Source organism: Terriglobia bacterium (assembly GCA_020072785.1).
Lineage (GTDB): Bacteria > Acidobacteriota > Terriglobia > Acidiferrales > UBA7541 > Acidiferrum.
The window spans coordinates 581,242-598,660 of the sequence record JAIQGG010000001.1 but is presented as its reverse complement, the minus strand read 5'-3'; the positions used below and the strand labels follow the sequence as shown (position 1 = coordinate 598,660).

Here is a 17,419-nt window from a genome sequence, read left to right as displayed (position 1 = left end):
CACCGCCAGCTCAGGCGCAAGGCGCAGGCGCGCAACCTGAACCCGGGGTAACAATGGCAACCACGCCTCCTCTTCCGCCGCGCAAGGTCAGCATCCTGATCCTGGATGACGACCCGGCCAGCCAGAGTGCGCTGCGCCAGATCCTCGACGCCGAGGGCTGGCGCGTACGCCACGTCCCTGACGCGCGTGCGCTGCTCAGCGAACTGGCCACCGGCGAATGGTCCCTGGTCATCGCCGATATCGCCTTGACGGGAACCGACAGCCCGGCCTTCCACACCTTGCGCGAGGTGGCCGGCGTCCCCGCGGACCAGGGCGGCCGCGTCCGCGTCCTCTATCTGATTCCGGCGTCCGGCGGCGCGGCGTTTGTCCCCGCCATCGAGCAGGCCCGGCTGCCCTTCGCCCTGCGCCCCTTCCACTTGCACGATTTCCTCGAAAAGGTCAGCGACCTTCTTGTCGAAACCGGAGCCATCGAAGCCCCCATCCGCCAGGTGCGCCGGGAATTCGGAGGCCCGCGAAAAAAGAAGGAGGTCGCGAGCCGCAACAATTCCATGTTTGCCACGCGCGATTCCTACACCTATACCGAGGAAGAACTCGCCGAATTCGAGCGCAAGGAACAGGAAAACGCCAGCTTGCGCAAAAAGCGCCAGAACCCTCGAGACGACCTCGGCCGGCCGCAGCGCTGACGATTTTCCAGTGGAATCCCGGAAGAAAGGTGGTCTTTGTCCTGCGAAGGGCCGCCCCGTCCGGAGCCGGAGAATGACCGGTATTGGTTCTTCCCCGCTGCTAGCGGCTCGCCACTCCCGGCTCCGCTTGTGCATCCAGCCGCAGCAGCGCCCGGTAGAGCACTTCCGCGCCGTTAGCCACCTGTTCGGGCGAGCTGTACTCCAGCGGCGAATGGCTGATCCCTCCGCGGCTGGGCACGAAGATCATTCCCACGGGGGCGAAACGCGCCACGTTCTGCGCGTCGTGGCCTGCGCCGCTCGGCAGGTCCAGCGTCGCCAGCCCCGCCTCCCGCGCCGCCGCCCGGATCGCCTCTTGAAATCCCGGCGCGGTCAGCGCCGGCTCGTCCAGGTCCGGCGGAGTGCAGGTAATCTGCACGTTTTCTTCCCGAGCGATCGCGGCAAAGCGCTGCAGAATTCGCGCGCCGATGCGCGCGATCTTCTCCGCGTCGAGATCGCGTAGTTCCACCGAGAACGTCACTTTCCCGGGAATCACGTTGCTGGCCCCCGGCTCCACCTTCATTTCGCCCACCGTGCCCACCTGCCGCCCCGGCTCCCCGCGCACCTCCTCGCGCAGCGCCAGCACCGCACGCGACGCCGCCGCCAGCGCGTCCTTGCGCCGGTTCATCGGGGTCGTCCCGGCATGATTCGCAAAGCCCGTCGCCGTGCACGTCCGCAGGCTGATGCCCACAATCCCCTGCACCACGCCAATCGGCACCTGCGCTTCGTCCAGCACCGCGCCCTGCTCGATGTGCAGCTCCAGGTAGCCGGCCACGCGCCCCGGCGCGATCTTCGCGTCTGCGAGGCGCGCCGCATCGCCGCCCATGCGCGCCAGCCATTCGCGCAGCGCGCCGCCCTGGTCGTCCCGCCGCTCCGCAATCTCCCCCGGCAGGAGTCCCGCCGCCGCCGAAGAGCCGAACAGCCCCGAATAAAACCGTCCCCCCTCTTCGTTGCTCCAGATGACCACCTCGAGCGGGTGCCGCGTCTTCACCTTGTGCTCGCTCAGCGCGCGAATCACTTCGATGGCGCCCAGGCTCCCCACATCCCCGTCGAAATTTCCCCCGTGCGGCACGGAATCGATGTGTGATCCCAGCAGCAGCACCGGCAGATTCTCCGCGCCCGCGCGCCGCCCGAGGATGTTCCCCGCGGGGTCTACGCGCACCTCCAGCCCCGCCTCGCGCATCAGCCCCATCACATAGGCCCGCCCCGCAAGATCCGCCTCCGTAAATCCGACCCGGCTCACGCCGCCTTCCGGGTTCCTTCCGAATTCGCCCAGTTTCTCGAGCGTCCTCCACAGCCGCTCCTGTTGCACGTGCCGGGTGGGGGCCGCTGTTTTCGCATCCTGCGGCCGCCCGGGCACCGCCGCAGCCAGCAGCAGGCAGGTCCCCAAAAGGATCGTTCCAGCAATTCGCATGCGCATGGTCTTCTCCCAAAAGACGCAGTCTGGCACACGCGAAAAAAGCCTGCAAGAAATCGCGCCGGGAACGTTCTACCTGCAGGCGGCGCCCCGGACTGCTTCCCGGGCCTTCCGCATTGTTCGGAAAACGCAATTCCTATCCTGAGGAGGATTCCATGAAACGCATCCTGCGGGGTACCCGGGCACGCCATCTGCTGGCTCTCTGTGCGGTCGGAGGCCTGGCCTGCGCATGGGCTTCGACCACCCCATTTTCCGCAAACTCATTTCCGGGGCAGCCGCCCAAGCCGGAGAGCGGCTGGAGGCTCCTTGAACCGGTCCGCTATGAAAACATCACCATTTTTCCCGTCGTCAGTGCCGTCGAGCAGGATACGAAGACTTTCCTCACGCTGGACGAAGGCCTCGCGAGCGGCGAGGTCATCATCCGCGAGCAGGGCGGCGAAGCGATGATCCGCAGGCGCGATTCCCGGCCGGTTTCCGTTCGGGAGGATGCGGCCGGGCCGTCGGTGAACGGGCTGGTGCTGATCAATCGCAGCAAACGCCTCCTGCTGCTCCTGGCTGGCGAGCTGGTGAGTGGCGGCAAGCAAGACCGCATTATTGCCAAGGACCGCATCGTGCCGCCCGGCGGCGACCCGCTGCCGCTGGACGTCTTCTGCGTGGAGCACGGCCGCTGGTCCTCCGGCTCGCAGTTTTCCGCCGCGCAGACGATGGTCCATCCCAGCGTCCGCGAACAGGCCGCGGTCAAGCAGGATCAGCGGGAAGTATGGGCGGCGGTGAGCTCCGGCACCATGGCCGCCGCTCCGCAAGCGGCGCCCGCAGCCCGCCTGAACGCACGCGCCATCGGAGAGGCAATCTCTTCCAACGCGCCCACGCAGTCCTACGCCAAGATCTATCAGGAAAGCAAAGTGGGCGCTTCGGTCGAGGGGTTCGTCGAAGAGGTGCAGAAGCGCTTCGCGCGCGACACCTCCGGCTTGAAGGGCGAGCGCGTCGTCGGCGTCGTCGTGGCCTACGGCGGCGAAGTGGCCTGGAGCGACATCTTCGCCTCCGGCCCGCTCTTCGAGCAGTACTGGGGCAAACTACTGCGCAGCTACGCCGTCGAAGCTCTGGCGCGGCCTTCGCTGCGCGAGCGCGTTTCGCTCCAAGACGCCCGCGAATTCCTGCGCCGTCCGGCGGGCCACGAACGGGAGGAGAGCGAGCCGGGCGTTTACCGCTTGCGCGAAATCACCGCAGGCCGGCTCGTGCTCCTCGAACTGGAAGCGCTGCAACCCCGGCAGCTCGCGCTGCACCGTCTCCTTCTGCGCCGCACGTCCTGAGGAAGTGCGCCTGCGGTGCGGCAACTTACAGAAAAAGAAGGGCCCCGGCCGGACCGGGGCCCTGCGCAGACGGTTTTTTTTCCCCGCCGCGCGTGGCTGGCAGAGCGGCGCAGACGAATTTAGTGCTTCTGATCTTTCGAAGCACCAGCCGCTTTCTCGGCCCGGCGGAAAGCTTCGAAATCCGCCCAGATGTGCTGCACGCTCTTCTCGTCAAGGGCCTTGATCACCGGCTCATCGTTCTTCGAGGAATAGATCGCCAGCTTCACCTCGCCGCATTCCGGGCTGATTGCGTCCGGCGCGTACAGATACACGCCTTTGTAGGTGGAATCGTCCATCTTGACGGCGCGGTTGCGGACCGACACCGTCACCGGAAACCGCCCCGGATGGATGGGCTGCACTTCCTTGCCTCCGCAGAACAGCTTCATCTTCTGAAAATCGGTCTTGAACTTGAGTTTTGCGGACGCGTAGGAGCTGAACGAACGGCCAAGCGCCGAACCGAAACCTTCCTTGGCCTTGGGCATCGCATAGATTCCAAAGACCGCCGGGTGCGCGCCGGCCTCCTCTTCCCACTCCTTGGGCGCATCCGAATCGCCGGAGTTTTCCGCCGCCTCTTCGTTTTTCCTGTTGCGTTTCTTGTGAGCGCGCTCCGCTTGCAGCCGCTGCTCTTCCTGTTCGCGGTAATCGAAGGGCGGCGTGGAAAGGGCGATGTTGAAGTCTCCAGCCGTGAGGTAGTAGGGGCGGGGATCGAATTTTTCCGCCTTCAGAGCATCCTTGAGGCCTTCAATCGGATACGAGGTCGGAGGCTCGACCGGAAGAAGCGCGCCGGGCGGCGGCGTTCCCGCGGCCTTCGCGCGGTTCTGCTCGAGCAGCGCCAGCGCCTCTTCGATGCGCACAATGCCCGAAACGCCGGGGCCCCCTGCGCCGCGTGTGCCGAACGTGGTCAGGCCAATCACCTGGCCCGCGCCGTTGAAAAGCGGCCCGCCGGAATTTCCCGGGTTGATGTTGATGTCCGACATGATCGTGTGCGGCTCGACCTTGCTGACAATGCCGGTGGTGAGGATCTTGTCGAGGGTGAGCGGGCTGCCAATGGTGAAAACACGCTCGCCTTCCTGCACCGGGGCCCTGCCGGCCGCCGCGCGGTAGAGCGGCGCGGGTGCGGCGCTCGGAAACGCAGCCATGTTCACCCACAGCAGCGCCACGTCTTTCTGGGCATCGGCGGCGATCAGTTTGGCCGCGATCTTGTGCTCGCGGTCAAACTGCACGGCAAGATATTCCGAATTGCCTACGACGTGCTGATTGGTCAGGACCAGGCCTTTGTTGTCCACGAAGAAGCCCGTGCCGTGGCCCGATTCGCTCTTCACCGTCACGACCGTGTTTTTCAACCGCTTGAACTGCTCGGTGAGATCATTGCCTGCTCCTCCCGCGGGTGAGGCCGGAGCGGCGCTCTCTTCTATTTTCGCGTTGTCGTTCGTCAGATCAATCGTTTGCTCATCACCCTTCAACGCTATCGGCAGGCTCCAGGCGAAGCGTTTGCCGTCCAACTCCACCGCTTTCGGCGTCGAGAGCGTGTAATGCCCCGGCGAAAGGTGCGTTTCCGCGCTTCCGTCCAGGCCTGTCTTGATCTCCGCCGCCTTGCTCGTTCCGGCTGTGCTCGTCAGCACAACCACGAAAAAAGGCACGGGCTTCTGGTTCAGGTCTTTGTCCACGAGAATGACCCGGACCTTGACGCGCACGGCATTGGGCCGCGCCTGCGCCACAAAAACCGATACCAGGAGAAGCAGAACCACAAAAGGGGAGCGCCTCATAAATGACCTTTCACGAGCTAGATTCGGCTTATTCCGATGATGGATTTGCACGCAAGGCAGGTCAATGACGGCGGGGCCTTCCCCAACGAATGAGTTAATCCTGTCCCGTGGGACAGCCGGACGCAGCCGTTCCGCCGCTATTCCCGGATCTCGACGCGGCGAACCCGGCTGCGGTCGGCCACCTGCGCCAGCAGCTCCGCCGCCGTCTTCCCCAGCACGGGGTGCACCGCATCCGGCGCGATCTCCGCGAGCGGCTCCAGCACAAACCGCCGCAGGTGCATGCGCGGATGGGGCACCTGCAACTCGGGCTCGTCGATGGTTTCCTGGCTGTAGAGAAGAATGTCCAGATCAATCAGCCGCGGCCCGCGCGCCACCAGCTTGCGGCTGCCCATCTCCGCTTCGATCCCGCGCAGTGCGCGCAGCAGTTCGAGCGGCGGCAGCTCCGTCTCCGCTTCCACCACGCAGTTCAGAAACCACGCTTGGTCGAGAAAATCCACCGGCTCGGTCTCGTAGATCGCCGACATCCGCAGCACGCGTACGCTGCGCTCTCCCAGCAAGGCTATGGCCCGCGCAAGATTCTCCCCGCGGTTCCCCACGTTCGATCCCAGCGACAGATAAATTTCCTTCTTCCCCATGGCCGAGCCATTGTAGCCTCTGACCTTCGCTTTGATTGTAAAGAACGTGCTTGGCTCGGGATGACGGTGTATGGTTAGTTTTTGGGTATTCATGAGATAGCTTGCAGAAGGGGGGCCTTATGAATTACTACGCCGCGCAAGAGCTGGCCGAAAGTTTCCGCACGGTGCGCAAGAATACGATCCTCATTGCGCAGGACGTTCCGGAAGCGAAGTACGCCTTTCGGGCGTTTCCGGAGGCCCGCAGCGTGGGCGAGCTGCTGGCCCATATCGCATCCTCCTGCAGCTTGCAGTATCAGCTCCACGCCGTCGAACGCAGGTCTTCCTTTGCGGGATTCGACCTTGCGTCGTTCATCCAGCGTGCGATGGCGGAGGAAAAGCAGGCGCGGAGCAAGGATCAGATTGTGGAGATGCTGCGCAGCTCCGGAGAGAAATGGGCCGGATTTATCGAGGGGCTCAGCGAGAATTTCCTTGCGGAGCAAGTGCAGATGCCCCCCGGCTCGACCCCGCCCGCCCGGAGCCGCTTCGAAATGATCCTTTCCGTCAAGGAACACGAAATGCACCACCGGGGACAGTTGATGCTGCTCGAGCGGTTGTTCGGCATCGTGCCGCATATGACGCGCGAGATGCAGGCCCGCATGGCTGCCGCCGGCATAAAGATCTAGTTCGGGATTTACCGTCAACCTGCCGTGGCCATCGGCCGCACTCTTGCCGCACGCCGGCTCGCAGCCAGCGCCTGCCACGCAATCACGAACGAGGGCAGAAAACACGCGAAGGCCAGAACGCTCCAAACCACCGTGGCAATGCCGAGCGGCCCAGTTCGTTCGATCGCGGGGATGGCAAGAATGACGCGGACGACAACAAACATGGCCGCGAAGGGATAGCTGCGCATCATCCACTCGCGGTGCTGCTGGATTCTTCCCGTGCGAACGCAGTAGAGGGCGGTGGCGATGGTCACCAGCCAGCCAAAGGCCTGAATCGTTGTGGCCGCGAGCAGGGTCGGCAAGGGCAGAGCGACGGCAACCGCAACGGCCACCGGCGCGGAGATTACGGCGCACCCGACGTAGACCAGCCCCATCGCGCGATGCAGCGCCAAATAGCGCTGGCGCAGACGGCTCGAAAACTGGAACACGCCGAGGAAAAGCGCCAGCGCCCCGGGAACGCCGTGCGCCAGCATCAGCCAGGGAATCGGCGCGTAGCGCTGGCGCAGGAACGACTGGGCGTCCAGGAGCGTCCGGTCGCGCGTGAGCAGGACGAACAGCGTCATCAGCCCGAACACCACCCACACGACATGCTTGGCCTGGATTGAGCTACCACGAGTCATGGATCCCGGAGCAGCGGTGGCCATAGTCCCTCCCTTTCGTGCTGCAACTTCACGCGGCGCTGTCAAAACGCGCGGGAGTATAGCGTACGCCCCTGCATCTGACAATCTCGGAAACATCTCTTGAGTTCGGTGCCAGGGAGCTCGGTTGCCGGTGCACCCCTCTGAGTACCAGGGCGGGAGATCGAATCTAGTGGAGTCGCTTTGGCCCGCTTAAGCACGAGAGAGCGGGAGATGTTACACGAACCCGGCCGAAACGGGCCGCAGGAGTCAGGTTCTCTTGGAAAATCAATATCCTCAGAACAATCGCGGCTGGCGCTTCGGCAGCTCCCGCCCGAAATACTCGTACGCCCGCGCCGTGGCCACGCGCCCGCGCGGCGTGCGGTCGATCATCCCGATCTGCATCAGGTAAGGCTCGTACATCTCCTCGATGGCGTCTTCTTCCTCGCTGAGCGCCGCGGCCAGCGTGCCCACGCCGACCGGCCCGCCTCCGTACTTGTCCAGCAGCGCCAGCATCAGGTTGCGGTCCACTTCGTCCAGCCCGTTCTCGTCCACGCCCAGCATGCGCAGCGATTCCTGCGCCACCTCGCGCGTGATGCGCCCCGCGGCGCGCACCTCGGCGAAGTCCCGCGCGCGGCGCAGCAGCCGGTTGGCCACCCGCGGCGTTCCCCGGCAGCGCCGCGCGATCTCTTCCGCGCCGCCCTCGTCCATCTGAATGTTCAGGATCTGCGCCGAGCGGTGTAGGATGATCAGCAGATCCTCCGGCTCGTAGAAATCCAGGCGGTGCACGATGCCGAAGCGCGAGCGCAGCGGCGCGGTGATCAGCCCCGCGCGCGTCGTGGCTCCGATGAGCGTGAAGTGGCCCAGCGGGAAGGGATGAATCCGCGCCCCCGGCCCCTGCCCGATGATCAGGTCCACGCGAAAATCTTCCATCGCCGGGTAGAGAACTTCCTCCACGGCGGGCTGCAGGCGGTGAATCTCGTCCAGAAAGAAAACTTCCTTGCCTTCGAGCGACGTCAGGATCGCCGTCAGGTCGCCCTTGCGCTCCAGCAGCGGCCCGGCGCTGGTCTTGATCGGCACGTTCAGCTCGTTGGCGATGATCTGCGCCAGCGTGGTCTTGCCCAGTCCTGGCGGGCCGTAGAGCAGCACGTGGTCCAGCGCCTCGCCGCGGGTGCGCGCCGCTTCGATGGCGATCTGGATGTTCTCCTTCACGCGCTTCTGCCCGATGTATTCGGCGAGGCGCTTCGGGCGCACGCTGGCCTCGATGCGCGCGTCCTCGTCAAACGCCTGGCCGGAGACGATCCGCCCCGCCTCGCGCTGCGCCTGCAACCGTTTTGCTGTTCCGTCCGGCATTCTTCTTCTCTGCGTTTCCTCAGCGCTCTCTGCGTCTCTGCGTTACCTTCTTCTCTCGTCTTACGTTCCCCGCGCCGCGCGCCCCTTCGTCTGGCTCAGCCCCTGCAGCGCCGCGCGCAGCAGCTTCTCGAAATTCGCCGTTCCGGCCTCGCGCTTGGCCTCTTCCACGGCCTTTTCCGCGGCGCGCCCTTCGTAGCCGAGGTTCACCAGCGCGGAAACCACGTCGGCCTCGGTGCCCGCGGGCGACGCCGCCGGACGCTCCTGCTCGATGGTCACGGCTTCCAGCCGGTCCTTCAACTCCACCACCATGCGCTCGGCCGTCTTGCGCCCCACGCCGGGAATCCGCGTCAGCCGCGCCAAATCCCCGGTGCGGATCGCCGGGATCAATTCTTCGACGCTCATCCCCGAGAGAATCTTCAGCGCCAGCGTCGGCCCCACGCCGGAGGCCGACAGCAGCATCTCAAAGAGGTGTTTTTCGCGCGAGGAGAGAAAGCCGTAGAGCGCCAGCGCGTCTTCGCGCACGTGCATGTGGATCAGCAGCGTGACTTCGGTGTGCAATTCCCCGAGCGCGGCGTAAGTGGAAAGCGGCACGTGGACGAGATAGCCGACACCCCCGACGTCCACGAGAACCTGATTCGGGCGCTTGTCGGCAAGGCTACCGCGCAACTGGCCGATCATCGCCAGTCAGTATTGCCGCTTTTTCTTCGCCTGTCAACGCGCGCCGTCTGGCAAATGCAAAGCTTCCGGTGTCTAATACAAGTAGAAGAGGCCGGAGTCAGTGCCAAAATTGCGTGCAGGACTTTTAGTTCACATTTTCCTCATTGGATTTGCGCTTTCTATCCCTAGCCTTGCCGCCGAGACCAGCTCGCTGACTCTTTCCGAAGTCAATCTCGTCGGTACAAAACGTCTTAGTACGGACGATGCAGTCCGGGGACTGGACTTAAAGCTTGGCAAGGCAACGACTCGGCAGAGTCTTCTCCGTGCCTGCAATCGCTTTCAGCGATTGCAGCTCTTTGAGTCTTCGCACTGTCGCTATCGCGTTCAGAGACACATCATCTCCCTGACTATATTCGTAGAAGAAAAATGGACTGGCTGGCCTGTCGTGTTCCAAAACTTCGTTTGGACAACCAGAGCGGAACTGCTGGCGCGACTGAAAAAGGAGATTCCTCTTTTCATGCCGGAGCTACCTGAATCCAGCGGCCTCACAAAGGACATCATCCGCGTGCTGGAGCAGGTCGTGGCGGAGCACGGGGTCAAGGCTCATGTAATATACGACGACCATTTTTGGACCGATAAAGGCATGAACGTGTTTTTGATTGACTGGATTTCGACGCCGGTCACCTCTCTGCAAATCCAGGGAGAAAACTCTCCGGGCACGGAGGTGCTTCGGAAATGGTCGCAATTCTACACAAAGGAGGATTTTTCCGCCCCTAGACTGACCTGGGTTATTCAGTGGGTCATTCGTGATTTATACAAGCCCCGTGGCTATTTGCGCCCTGTCGTGGGAGAACCAATTGTTCAGTGTTTGGGCGAAAAAGACGGTACATATCCCGTGCATGTCATTCTCCCTATTTCGTCGGGCCCCTTTTCACCTTTGACTCCGTCAAGTTTGAGGGGCTGGCCAAGGAACATGCAGCGGACCTGCTATCAAGGTGGAAGCTCAAACCTGGCGACCCGTTTGACCAAGCTTATGTCGATAAATTTGCGTTCGACGAGGTCCTAGGTGCACCGTGGGCGCAGCACTCGAAGACTGAGGCTGACGTTGTCCGCCCCTGCGCCAAGATTGACGAGGCCAGCAACAAGGTAGCCCTAACGCTTACGGTGGAAGTCCCAAGGAAAACTTATCGAGCGGTGAAAGATGGTCAAGGGTGCCCTGAAATCGTGTTCCGACTTACATTTCCACCAGTTCACTAGTGAAGCCATGAAAATGTGTGAAGGCAGACGCGGCTGACTCAGACCACTTGGACGTATAGTCGGGTTACCGGACAGGTACCATCTTCAAATTCGCGTCCAGGGGTAAGAGTGTAGAAACAGGGGAATGCGTACCTCTCCCCGTCAACGCGCGGCGCATCCGAGCGGTTCGCGGCATTTAGCGCCCGAAGCGGCCCAGCAATTCGCCCTGGGCGAGGATGTGTCCCTGCATGGCCTTCTCCACGGCGGCTTTGGTGGAGCCAGACTTCAGCGCCAGCTTGGCATCCAGCGCATAGAGCTTGAAGAAGTAGTGGTGGGGCTTTCCCGGCGGCGGACACGGGCCGCCGTAGCCGATCTTGCCGAAATCGTTGCGGCCCTGCCGCGCGCCGTTTTCGAGTTCCAGCTGCTTCTCGACGCCGGCCTCCAGCGCGCGCGTATCCCCCGGCAGATCGAAGAGCACCCAGTGCACCCAGGTGCCCGCCGGGGCGTCGGGATCGTCGGCGATGAGCGCGAGGCTGCGCGTGCCCGCGGGCGGCGTGTCCCACCGCAGCGGTGGAGAGACGTCCGCGCCGGTACAGGTATATTGCGAGGGAATCGTTGCGCCGGAAGCGAACGCGCCGCTGGAAAGCGTTAGCTTCGCGGCCGGAGCGGGTTTCGGAGAGCCCGGCATGGCAGCACCTCCTGCACAGACCACGAACGCCGCGCAAAAAAGAGCGAACCGTAGCGGTGAAAAAACTGGGACCATTTCCCGTGACACAGTCCAACTAGCCCCGGTGCGCGGCGCTATTGGCGGTATTGAAAAAACTCGCCGGCAAACCCTTAGGCAAGGTTTGCGCGGGTGAGCGGCAGCTCGCGCAGCCGCTTGCCCGTGGCGGCAAAAATCGCGTTGTACAGCGCCGGCGCGAACGGCGGCACGCCCGGCTCGCCGATGCCCGCGGGCGGCGCATCACTCGGCACGATATGCACGTGCGTGGCGCGCGGCGCTTCGCTGATGCGCGCCACTGGATAATCGTTGAAGTTGGACTGGTCGATCACGCCGTTGGTCGCCGTGATCTCGCCGTTGCGCGCCAGGCTCGTCGCAAACACCGCCGCGCCTTCCATCTGCTGCCGCACCATCTCCGGGTTGACCACCAGCCCCGCGTCCACCGCCGTGTCCACGCGGTGGATGATCACCTCGCCGCCGCTGGTCACTTCCGCGTGAATCACGGTGGCCACGTAAGTCAGGAAGCTGCGGTGCACCGCCAGCCCCATCCCGTGGCCCTTGGGCAGCTTCTTCCCCCACCCGGCTTTCTCCGCGGCCAGCTCCAGCACGTGCCGCATCCGTCCTAGATCGATCGGATAGTCCTTGTAGTCGGCCTCTTGATTCGGATAGTCCGCGGGCAGAAGTTTCCGGTCGAGAATCCCGCCCGGCCCCAGCAGCGCGCGCACGTACTCGAACGGGTCCTTGCCTGCGGCGTGCGCCAGCTCGTCCACGAAGGAATGGACCGCGAAGGCGTGATACACGTTGGCCACCGAGCGCAGCCAGCCGATGCGCACGTGCGCCTCGGCGGCTCCGTTCTCCACGCGGTGGTTCGGCAATGCAAACGGCACGTCGGTGAAGCCCAGGCTCATCTCGAAGGGCTCGCTGTTCACGGTATTCGGCTCGAACGTGGAATTGATCGGCGGAAAGACCGAGCGCTGCAGCCAGGCCTCCGGATTGCCGTCGCTCCCCAGCGTAGCCTTCATGTACATCGCCGCGACCGAATGATAGGTGTCAAACTTGATGTCGTCCTCGCGGCTCCACACCACCTTCACCGGGCGCCCGGCCTTCTTGGAAAGCACCGCGGCTTCCACCGCGAAATCCGGGAACGATTTCCGCCCGAAGGCCCCGCCCAGCAGCGTGACGTGGCAGGTCACATCTTCCTTCTTCAGGCCCAGGGCTCCGGCGATCGCTTCCTGCACCCCCTGCGGATTCTGCGTGCAGGCCCAGACCGTGACCTTCCCGTCGCGGTAATCCGCCACCGCGGCCGGCGGCTCCATCGGCGCGTGCGCGAGCAGCGGCGCGTAGTATTCGGCCTCGACAACCTTCCCGCCCTTTGCAAATACCGCATCCACGTCGCCGATGTTCCGGAAAATCTTGCCGGGCTTTTTGGCCGTTTCCAGTAACTCCTTCTTATAGGTGTCGGAATTGAATACGCTGTGCGCCCCGTTCTCCCAGTCGATCTTCAGCTTCTTCCGCCCCTGGAAGGCAGCCCAGGTGCTTTCCGCCAGGACTGCCACTCCGCCAAGCGCCTGGAAACCGTGGGGCGGCTTGAACGGATCGATCGCCAGCGTCTGCTTCACGCCCGCGACGCGCAGCGCTTCCTGGTCGTCCAGGGACTTGACCTTGCCGCCAAGCACCGGCGGATGCGCCACCGCGGCGTAGAGCATGCCTGCGATGCGCGCATCCTGCCCGTAAATGGCCTTCCCGGATACGAGATCCTCGATGTCGTAGCTTTTGGCGTCCTTTCCGATGTAGCGCCACGCGCTCTTCGGCTTCAGCGTCAGCTCTTCTTTCTTGGGTACCGGCAACTTGGCCGCCGCGGCGGCCAGCGCGCCATAGCCCAGCTTTTTTCCGCTCGCCGCGTGCACGACTTCATGCAGCTCCGCCTTGCACTCTTTCTCCGGCACGTTCCATTTCTGGGCCGCCGCGCGTACCAGCATCAGCCGCGCCGTCGCTCCCGCCTGGCGCATCGGTTCATAGAAATCGCGCACCGAATGCGAGCCGTCCGTATCCTGCGAACCGTATTTCTCATCGCCGATGGCCTGCTCCAGCTTCACGCGCTTCCAGTCTGCTTCCAGCTCGTCCGCCAGCACCCGTGGCAGCGCCGTCCTGCTCCCATTGCCCATCTCCGAGCGGTGCGCAATGATGTACACCGTTCCGTCGGTCTCGATCGCCAGATACACCCCGGACTGAAAAGCCGCGCCGGTCATCCCATCGCTCCCGGCGGTCGCCGCCGCCACCAGCGATTCCGGAAAAACCTGCACGCTCAGCACAAAGGCCCCCGTCGAGAGCATCCCCTGCAGAAATCCGCGCCGGCTGACGTTGGTAATCGCGTTCATCAAGTCCCCTGTGCCGCAACCCGGGCCTCTTGATTGCCCTCATCTGCTCTCGGTGCGGAGCGACTCGCATTCTCTCGCCACCGCCACGCGAACGCAAGCGCGTCGAGGCCGCGGCATTTATCCGGCCCGGCCGAAATGCCACCGGGTGACGAGAAAAAAACAAAAACCACTGGGAGCTCAGGCCGAAGCCGCGCGCCCGCGCAGGAACTCCGCCACGGATTGATGGCCGCGGGCTTCGGCGAGAAGCAGCGCTGTCTGGCCGTCGTCCGTGCAGGCGTGCAGGTCGGCGCCATGCTCCAGCAGCAGCTTGACGATGTGCAGGTGGCCATTCGCGGCGGCCGCCAGCAGCGGCGAATAGCCCGGGCCGTAGCGGTAATTCGCGCCGGCGCCCTGGGCCAGAAGCCACGCCACGATCTCCGTGTGCCCGCTGATCACGGCACCGGTGAGCGCGGTGTAGCCCGTGCCGTTGGTCGCCACCGCATTCACGTCCGCGCCTTGCGCCACGAGATATTCCGTGACAGCGCGGTGTCCGAAAAACGCCGCCAGCGCGCATATCGGAAAGCCGTCCTGCGAATAACTCTTCGCCAGCCCGGGATTCCCCTCCACCAGTTCCTGCACGCGTCCGAGCTGGCCCGCCGCCGCGGCTTCGTGCAGCTCGAGAGTCGCGCCACGCGCCAGCAGCAGATCGCGGATCGCCGTCCTTCCGCTGTAGACCGCCGAGAGAATCGCCGACTGGCCGCGTTCATTCTTGGCGCCGGCCAGCGAGGGGTCTGCAGCAAGCAGCGACTGCACGGCGGTTTCGTCGCCGGCCTGAAGGGCCTGAAAAAATTGTGCGGTGTTGCTCATGGCAGCCTCCGCGCAGCCGCTGGACTGTGCGAAAGAAAATCGGCGTCAGCGGCGGGAGCGGTCCTTGCGCACAGCTTCGTCAATCAGCGCTTCCAGTTCTTTGGGAGTGAAGTTGATGCGTTCGCCTTCTCCGGATTCGGCGACTTCAGCGGTGACCGGGAGTTCCGGGCTGGCGCCCGGGGGCGGCGCGCAGCCATAGCGCGAACGCGCGGCGATCAGCTTGGCCACCTCGCGCCCGGAAAGCAGCTTGTAGTTGCCTAGCAGGCCGGAGACCAGAGCGATCTTGGCGAACTGCTCGACGGTTTCCATGCGGTAAAAAGCGGTGAGCAGCTCCGGCCCGAAGGTCACCACGCCGTGATTGGCGAGGAGAATGGCGTCGTAGTGCGGCACGTAGGGCTCGAGGGTGTCGCTGAGTTCGGGCGTGCCCGGCGTGCCGTAGCGCGCCAGGGGCACCAGTCCCAGGGAGATCACCACTTCGGGAAGCAGGGCCTGGTCCAGGGCGCGGCCGGCGGCGGCGAAACCCGTGGCCGTCGGGGGATGCGCGTGGCAGATGGCCAGCACGTCCGGGCGCAAGCGGTAGATGAGCAGATGCATGCCCAGCTCGGAAGAGACCTTGCGCGTGCCGTCGAGCTGCCGCCCCTCGAGATCGGTGATAACCAGATCGCCGGGTGTGAGCATGCCCTTGTTCATGCCGGTCGGGGTGGTCAGGATGCGCTTGGCGTCGAGGCGCACGGAGAGGTTGCCTTCACAGGCCACGATGAAGCCGCGCTCGTACATCCAGCGGCCCGTCTGGCAGATGTCTTGACGGTGCTGCTCTTCCGTCTTGGGCTGGCGCTGTGAAGAGGACTCCGGAAACATGTTGCGCACCTTTATTTCTGTGACCGCGGAGCGGTCAACTGCATGGGTGACCGCGCAGCATTCAACTGCACGTGTGACCGCGAAGCGGTCAACCCGCAAGCGCAGGGAAAGAGGCCTGCGCCGAATCTCGACCCTTCGGCTCGACCCGTCACGGAGTGGGGACACGCTCCGCGGTCCAGGGAACCCCTGGCAGACACCACGCTTGGAGCGAAGATTACACATTTCCGGCCCCTCGCGCCAGTACCAACCTTTTCGGGACCTTGGTCCTGGGCGGAAAGCCCGGCCTGCGGCCTTTTGCGGAAAGTGGCGCTGGCCTCCCGGGGACGGGTGGCCAAACGTAAAGTGCGAAGAGTGATTCCGCAAAAGCTGGCAGGTGAGAAGTAAACATAACGACCCCCACCCCCCCCCCCCCACCACTTTTCTGGAACTGCAGATTCTGCGGGACTTTAAGTCCAATGATTTGTAAGTGCAGATTCTACGAGGTTTGCGGGCGGGTTTTGCGGAACTGCAGATTCTGCAAGGATTAGCGGGGGAGGGGTGCGGCGCACGGGGTGGCTGCTGCGTACTCACGGCACATGTTAGCACAGTAGTACATGCGGTTCAAGGAGTTATTGGGAGGAATTGGCGGGGGGCGGGGGAGGCGGCGCATTCGAATGAGGTTGTGCGCGACATTGCCAGGCGCAGAAAAAAACGCACCCTTTCGTGGACAAAAAGAGATGCGGCGAAGAAGTGTCTCTTGACAACGCCTTCGCTCTTATCGAGGGCCACCCCAGTTCATCTACTTACTTTACGTCCGGGCTACCTGCCTTTGAGCATCTGGCGCGTGACTACGTATATAACGATGGAGGCGAGCGCAGAAAAGGGCACCATGAAAGGGGCATAATCATTGAGGGCTGCTGTCTGCGATAGAATACCCAGCCTAATCGCGCTGAATCCGAGTGCGAGCATAAGAATCTGTAAGTACAAAAACATGGCTATGCCGAATCGAACTGCACAGGACTTGGGTCGCTCGCGCGATAAGCGCGCCCAATAGAGCAAGGGCGAGAGCACTAGCCCGCAGTAGAGAAGCGTCGTATAAGGTACCAACAGTCTGCGAGCGGGTAAGTTCAGGGCGAAACCGGCAAGTCCGATGAAAATGGCGGCTCCGACAGCGTGGCCGAAGAAAATCACAGCCGTCCAGATTGCAAAGTTTACCGAGCCTAGTAGCCCTTGCGTCTTCTCCCCATCGCTGTTAATTGGATTGCTATTCATGGCAGCCCCAGTCCTTAAATGCGGGAAGCGTATAGTTCTTTAAGAAATAGACCCCGAACGCTCCAGTGGCCACGCCGCTGGCGGCTGTGGCCCCGCCAGCGGTCGCACCAGGCGGGTGGCCCACTCCTCCAGATTTTCCCTTCTTCCTGGCGGCGCACGGTGAGAGGATACCACTTCGGCAAGTCAGCGTGGAGTAGAGAGATGAGGGTGCCCCATTCTTGCGCAGCAAGAGTGGGGTTTTTGGTTCTTCTTCGATGCCGAAAGGGTTGAAGCGCTATTACGGGCGGGGAGATCTGCATTTCCTGACGTTCAGTTGTTACCGCAGACTGCCGCTTCTCGGCAAGGCCCGCACACGGAACCTGTTTGTCAAAGTGCTGAGTGCAGTGCGCGCACGGTATGGATTCGCGCTGGTGGGCTTTGTGGTAATGCCGGAGCATGTGCACCTGCTGATCGGAGAACCGAAGAAAGGGACGCCGTCCACGGTTCTCAAGGCGCTAAAACTGGGAGTTTCGCGGAGGGCGCGGGCCAAGCGAAGAGAAAATAGCGCTGCCGCCAATCAACTGCAACTGCCATTCCGGGAGGGCGCTGGGACGCTACCGCGATTCTGGCAACGCCGGTTTTACGATTTCAATGTGTGGAGTGCGAAAAAGGTTCGCGAGAAATTGGAGTATATGCACAGGAATCCAGTGACCCGGAAACTGGTGGCACACCCCAGAGACTGGCCTTGGAGCAGTTGGGCGTTTTACTACAACGACGCGCCGTGTTTATTGGATATGGATGGCATCGGCTGAAGAGTAGAGATTCTGAGATAGAGCGTGGAAAGAGAAAGAGAAAGAGAAAAGCCCCACTCTTGCTGCGCAAGAATGGGGCACCCCGAACCTACTCGGTCATTAAACCTGGGCCACCCGCCTGCGC

General features: G+C 63.2%; 16 protein-coding genes. 5 read left to right on the top strand and 11 right to left on the bottom strand.

The features are described 5' to 3' along the window. The first annotated feature begins 53 nt into the window (after window positions 1-53). Window positions 54-683 (top strand): hypothetical protein, encoded by a 630-nt coding sequence (locus LAN61_02600; protein ID MBZ5539389.1) that lies wholly within the window; start codon window positions 54-56, stop codon window positions 681-683. Between the two features lie 100 nt (window positions 684-783). Here LAN61_02600 and LAN61_02595 read toward each other — a convergent pair whose 3' ends face one another. Beyond that, the gene (locus LAN61_02595; protein ID MBZ5539388.1) at window positions 784-2,133 is read right to left on the bottom strand and encodes a Zn-dependent hydrolase; all 1,350 of its coding nucleotides are present in this window, start codon (window positions 2,131-2,133) and stop codon (window positions 784-786) included. A 158-nt stretch (window positions 2,134-2,291) separates the two neighbouring features. On the opposite strand from LAN61_02595, the gene LAN61_02590 reads away from it, so the two are divergent. Beyond that, window positions 2,292-3,446: a hypothetical protein gene (locus LAN61_02590; protein MBZ5539387.1), complete on the top strand. Its 1,155-nt coding sequence runs from the start codon at window positions 2,292-2,294 to the stop codon at window positions 3,444-3,446. 119 nt (window positions 3,447-3,565) lie between these two features. Here LAN61_02590 and LAN61_02585 read toward each other — a convergent pair whose 3' ends face one another. Together LAN61_02585 and folK are read right to left on the bottom strand one after the other, a co-directional pair. Further along, window positions 3,566-5,233 carry a serine protease gene (locus tag LAN61_02585; protein ID MBZ5539386.1) on the bottom strand — a complete coding sequence of 556 codons (1,668 nt, stop codon included), beginning with the start codon at window positions 5,231-5,233 and terminating at the stop codon, window positions 3,566-3,568. 155 nt (window positions 5,234-5,388) lie between these two features. After that, the gene (gene folK, locus LAN61_02580; protein MBZ5539385.1) at window positions 5,389-5,886 is read right to left on the bottom strand and encodes a 2-amino-4-hydroxy-6-hydroxymethyldihydropteridine diphosphokinase; all 498 of its coding nucleotides are present in this window, start codon (window positions 5,884-5,886) and stop codon (window positions 5,389-5,391) included. 119 nt (window positions 5,887-6,005) lie between these two features. Between folK and LAN61_02575 the strand changes: the two genes are divergently transcribed. Next, window positions 6,006-6,548: a DinB family protein gene (locus LAN61_02575; protein MBZ5539384.1), complete on the top strand. Its 543-nt coding sequence runs from the start codon at window positions 6,006-6,008 to the stop codon at window positions 6,546-6,548. Between the two features lie 14 nt (window positions 6,549-6,562). On the opposite strand, the gene LAN61_02570 is transcribed toward LAN61_02575, so the two are convergent. From LAN61_02570 to ruvA, 3 genes are all read right to left on the bottom strand, one after another. After that, window positions 6,563-7,231, bottom strand: a complete 669-nt coding sequence (locus LAN61_02570; protein ID MBZ5539383.1) for a DUF2306 domain-containing protein — start codon at window positions 7,229-7,231, stop codon at window positions 6,563-6,565. A 270-nt stretch (window positions 7,232-7,501) separates the two neighbouring features. Continuing rightward, a complete protein-coding gene (gene ruvB / locus LAN61_02565; GenBank protein ID MBZ5539382.1) occupies window positions 7,502-8,557 on the bottom strand; it encodes a Holliday junction branch migration DNA helicase RuvB in 1,056 nt (351 codons plus the stop codon). A gap of 60 nt (window positions 8,558-8,617) precedes the next feature. Continuing rightward, window positions 8,618-9,235: a Holliday junction branch migration protein RuvA gene (gene ruvA / locus LAN61_02560; GenBank protein MBZ5539381.1), complete on the bottom strand. Its 618-nt coding sequence runs from the start codon at window positions 9,233-9,235 to the stop codon at window positions 8,618-8,620. A 100-nt stretch (window positions 9,236-9,335) separates the two neighbouring features. Here ruvA and LAN61_02555 point away from each other — a divergent pair, with 100 nt between their 5' ends. Further along, a complete protein-coding gene (locus LAN61_02555; protein MBZ5539380.1) occupies window positions 9,336-10,280 on the top strand; it encodes a hypothetical protein in 945 nt (314 codons plus the stop codon). Between the two features lie 366 nt (window positions 10,281-10,646). Here the strand turns inward: LAN61_02555 and LAN61_02550 are convergent, their stop codons facing one another. From LAN61_02550 to LAN61_02530, 5 genes are all read right to left on the bottom strand, one after another. Further along, on the bottom strand, window positions 10,647-11,138 hold the full coding sequence (locus tag LAN61_02550) for a YbhB/YbcL family Raf kinase inhibitor-like protein (protein MBZ5539379.1): 492 nt from the start codon (window positions 11,136-11,138) through the stop codon (window positions 10,647-10,649). A gap of 149 nt (window positions 11,139-11,287) precedes the next feature. Continuing rightward, the gene (locus tag LAN61_02545; GenBank protein MBZ5539378.1) at window positions 11,288-13,549 is read right to left on the bottom strand and encodes a molybdopterin-dependent oxidoreductase; all 2,262 of its coding nucleotides are present in this window, start codon (window positions 13,547-13,549) and stop codon (window positions 11,288-11,290) included. 177 nt (window positions 13,550-13,726) lie between these two features. Continuing rightward, window positions 13,727-14,395, bottom strand: coding sequence for an ankyrin repeat domain-containing protein (locus tag LAN61_02540; GenBank protein MBZ5539377.1), 669 nt, complete (start codon window positions 14,393-14,395; stop codon window positions 13,727-13,729). A gap of 45 nt (window positions 14,396-14,440) precedes the next feature. Then, window positions 14,441-15,253 carry a class II aldolase/adducin family protein gene (locus tag LAN61_02535; protein ID MBZ5539376.1) on the bottom strand — a complete coding sequence of 271 codons (813 nt, stop codon included), beginning with the start codon at window positions 15,251-15,253 and terminating at the stop codon, window positions 14,441-14,443. A 798-nt stretch (window positions 15,254-16,051) separates the two neighbouring features. Continuing rightward, complete coding sequence (locus LAN61_02530; GenBank protein ID MBZ5539375.1) at window positions 16,052-16,504, bottom strand: hypothetical protein; 453 nt, start codon at window positions 16,502-16,504, stop codon at window positions 16,052-16,054. Between the two features lie 254 nt (window positions 16,505-16,758). Here LAN61_02530 and LAN61_02525 point away from each other — a divergent pair, with 254 nt between their 5' ends. Then, window positions 16,759-17,295, top strand: a complete 537-nt coding sequence (locus LAN61_02525) for a transposase (GenBank protein ID MBZ5539374.1) — start codon at window positions 16,759-16,761, stop codon at window positions 17,293-17,295. Window positions 17,296-17,419 lie beyond the last annotated feature (124 nt).

Excerpts from the sequence above, each read along its gene's own strand:
- LAN61_02575 (MBZ5539384.1), top strand. The coding sequence starts at position 6,006 with ATGAATTACTACGCCGCGCAAGAGCTGGCCGAAAGTTTCCGCACGGTG.
- LAN61_02540 (MBZ5539377.1), bottom strand. The coding sequence starts at position 14,395 with ATGAGCAACACCGCACAATTTTTTCAGGCCCTTCAGGCCGGCGACGAA.
- ruvB (MBZ5539382.1), bottom strand. The coding sequence starts at position 8,557 with ATGCCGGACGGAACAGCAAAACGGTTGCAGGCGCAGCGCGAGGCGGGG.
- LAN61_02570 (MBZ5539383.1), bottom strand. The coding sequence starts at position 7,231 with ATGGCCACCGCTGCTCCGGGATCCATGACTCGTGGTAGCTCAATCCAG.
- LAN61_02530 (MBZ5539375.1), bottom strand. The coding sequence starts at position 16,504 with ATGAATAGCAATCCAATTAACAGCGATGGGGAGAAGACGCAAGGGCTA.
- LAN61_02535 (MBZ5539376.1), bottom strand. The coding sequence starts at position 15,253 with ATGTTTCCGGAGTCCTCTTCACAGCGCCAGCCCAAGACGGAAGAGCAG.
- folK (MBZ5539385.1), bottom strand. The coding sequence starts at position 5,886 with ATGGGGAAGAAGGAAATTTATCTGTCGCTGGGATCGAACGTGGGGAAC.
- LAN61_02600 (MBZ5539389.1), top strand. The coding sequence starts at position 54 with ATGGCAACCACGCCTCCTCTTCCGCCGCGCAAGGTCAGCATCCTGATC.
- LAN61_02550 (MBZ5539379.1), bottom strand. The coding sequence starts at position 11,138 with ATGCCGGGCTCTCCGAAACCCGCTCCGGCCGCGAAGCTAACGCTTTCC.
- LAN61_02590 (MBZ5539387.1), top strand. The coding sequence starts at position 2,292 with ATGAAACGCATCCTGCGGGGTACCCGGGCACGCCATCTGCTGGCTCTC.
- LAN61_02545 (MBZ5539378.1), bottom strand. The coding sequence starts at position 13,549 with ATGAACGCGATTACCAACGTCAGCCGGCGCGGATTTCTGCAGGGGATG.
- LAN61_02595 (MBZ5539388.1), bottom strand. The coding sequence starts at position 2,133 with ATGCGAATTGCTGGAACGATCCTTTTGGGGACCTGCCTGCTGCTGGCT.
- ruvA (MBZ5539381.1), bottom strand. The coding sequence starts at position 9,235 with ATGATCGGCCAGTTGCGCGGTAGCCTTGCCGACAAGCGCCCGAATCAG.
- LAN61_02525 (MBZ5539374.1), top strand. The coding sequence starts at position 16,759 with ATGCCGAAAGGGTTGAAGCGCTATTACGGGCGGGGAGATCTGCATTTC.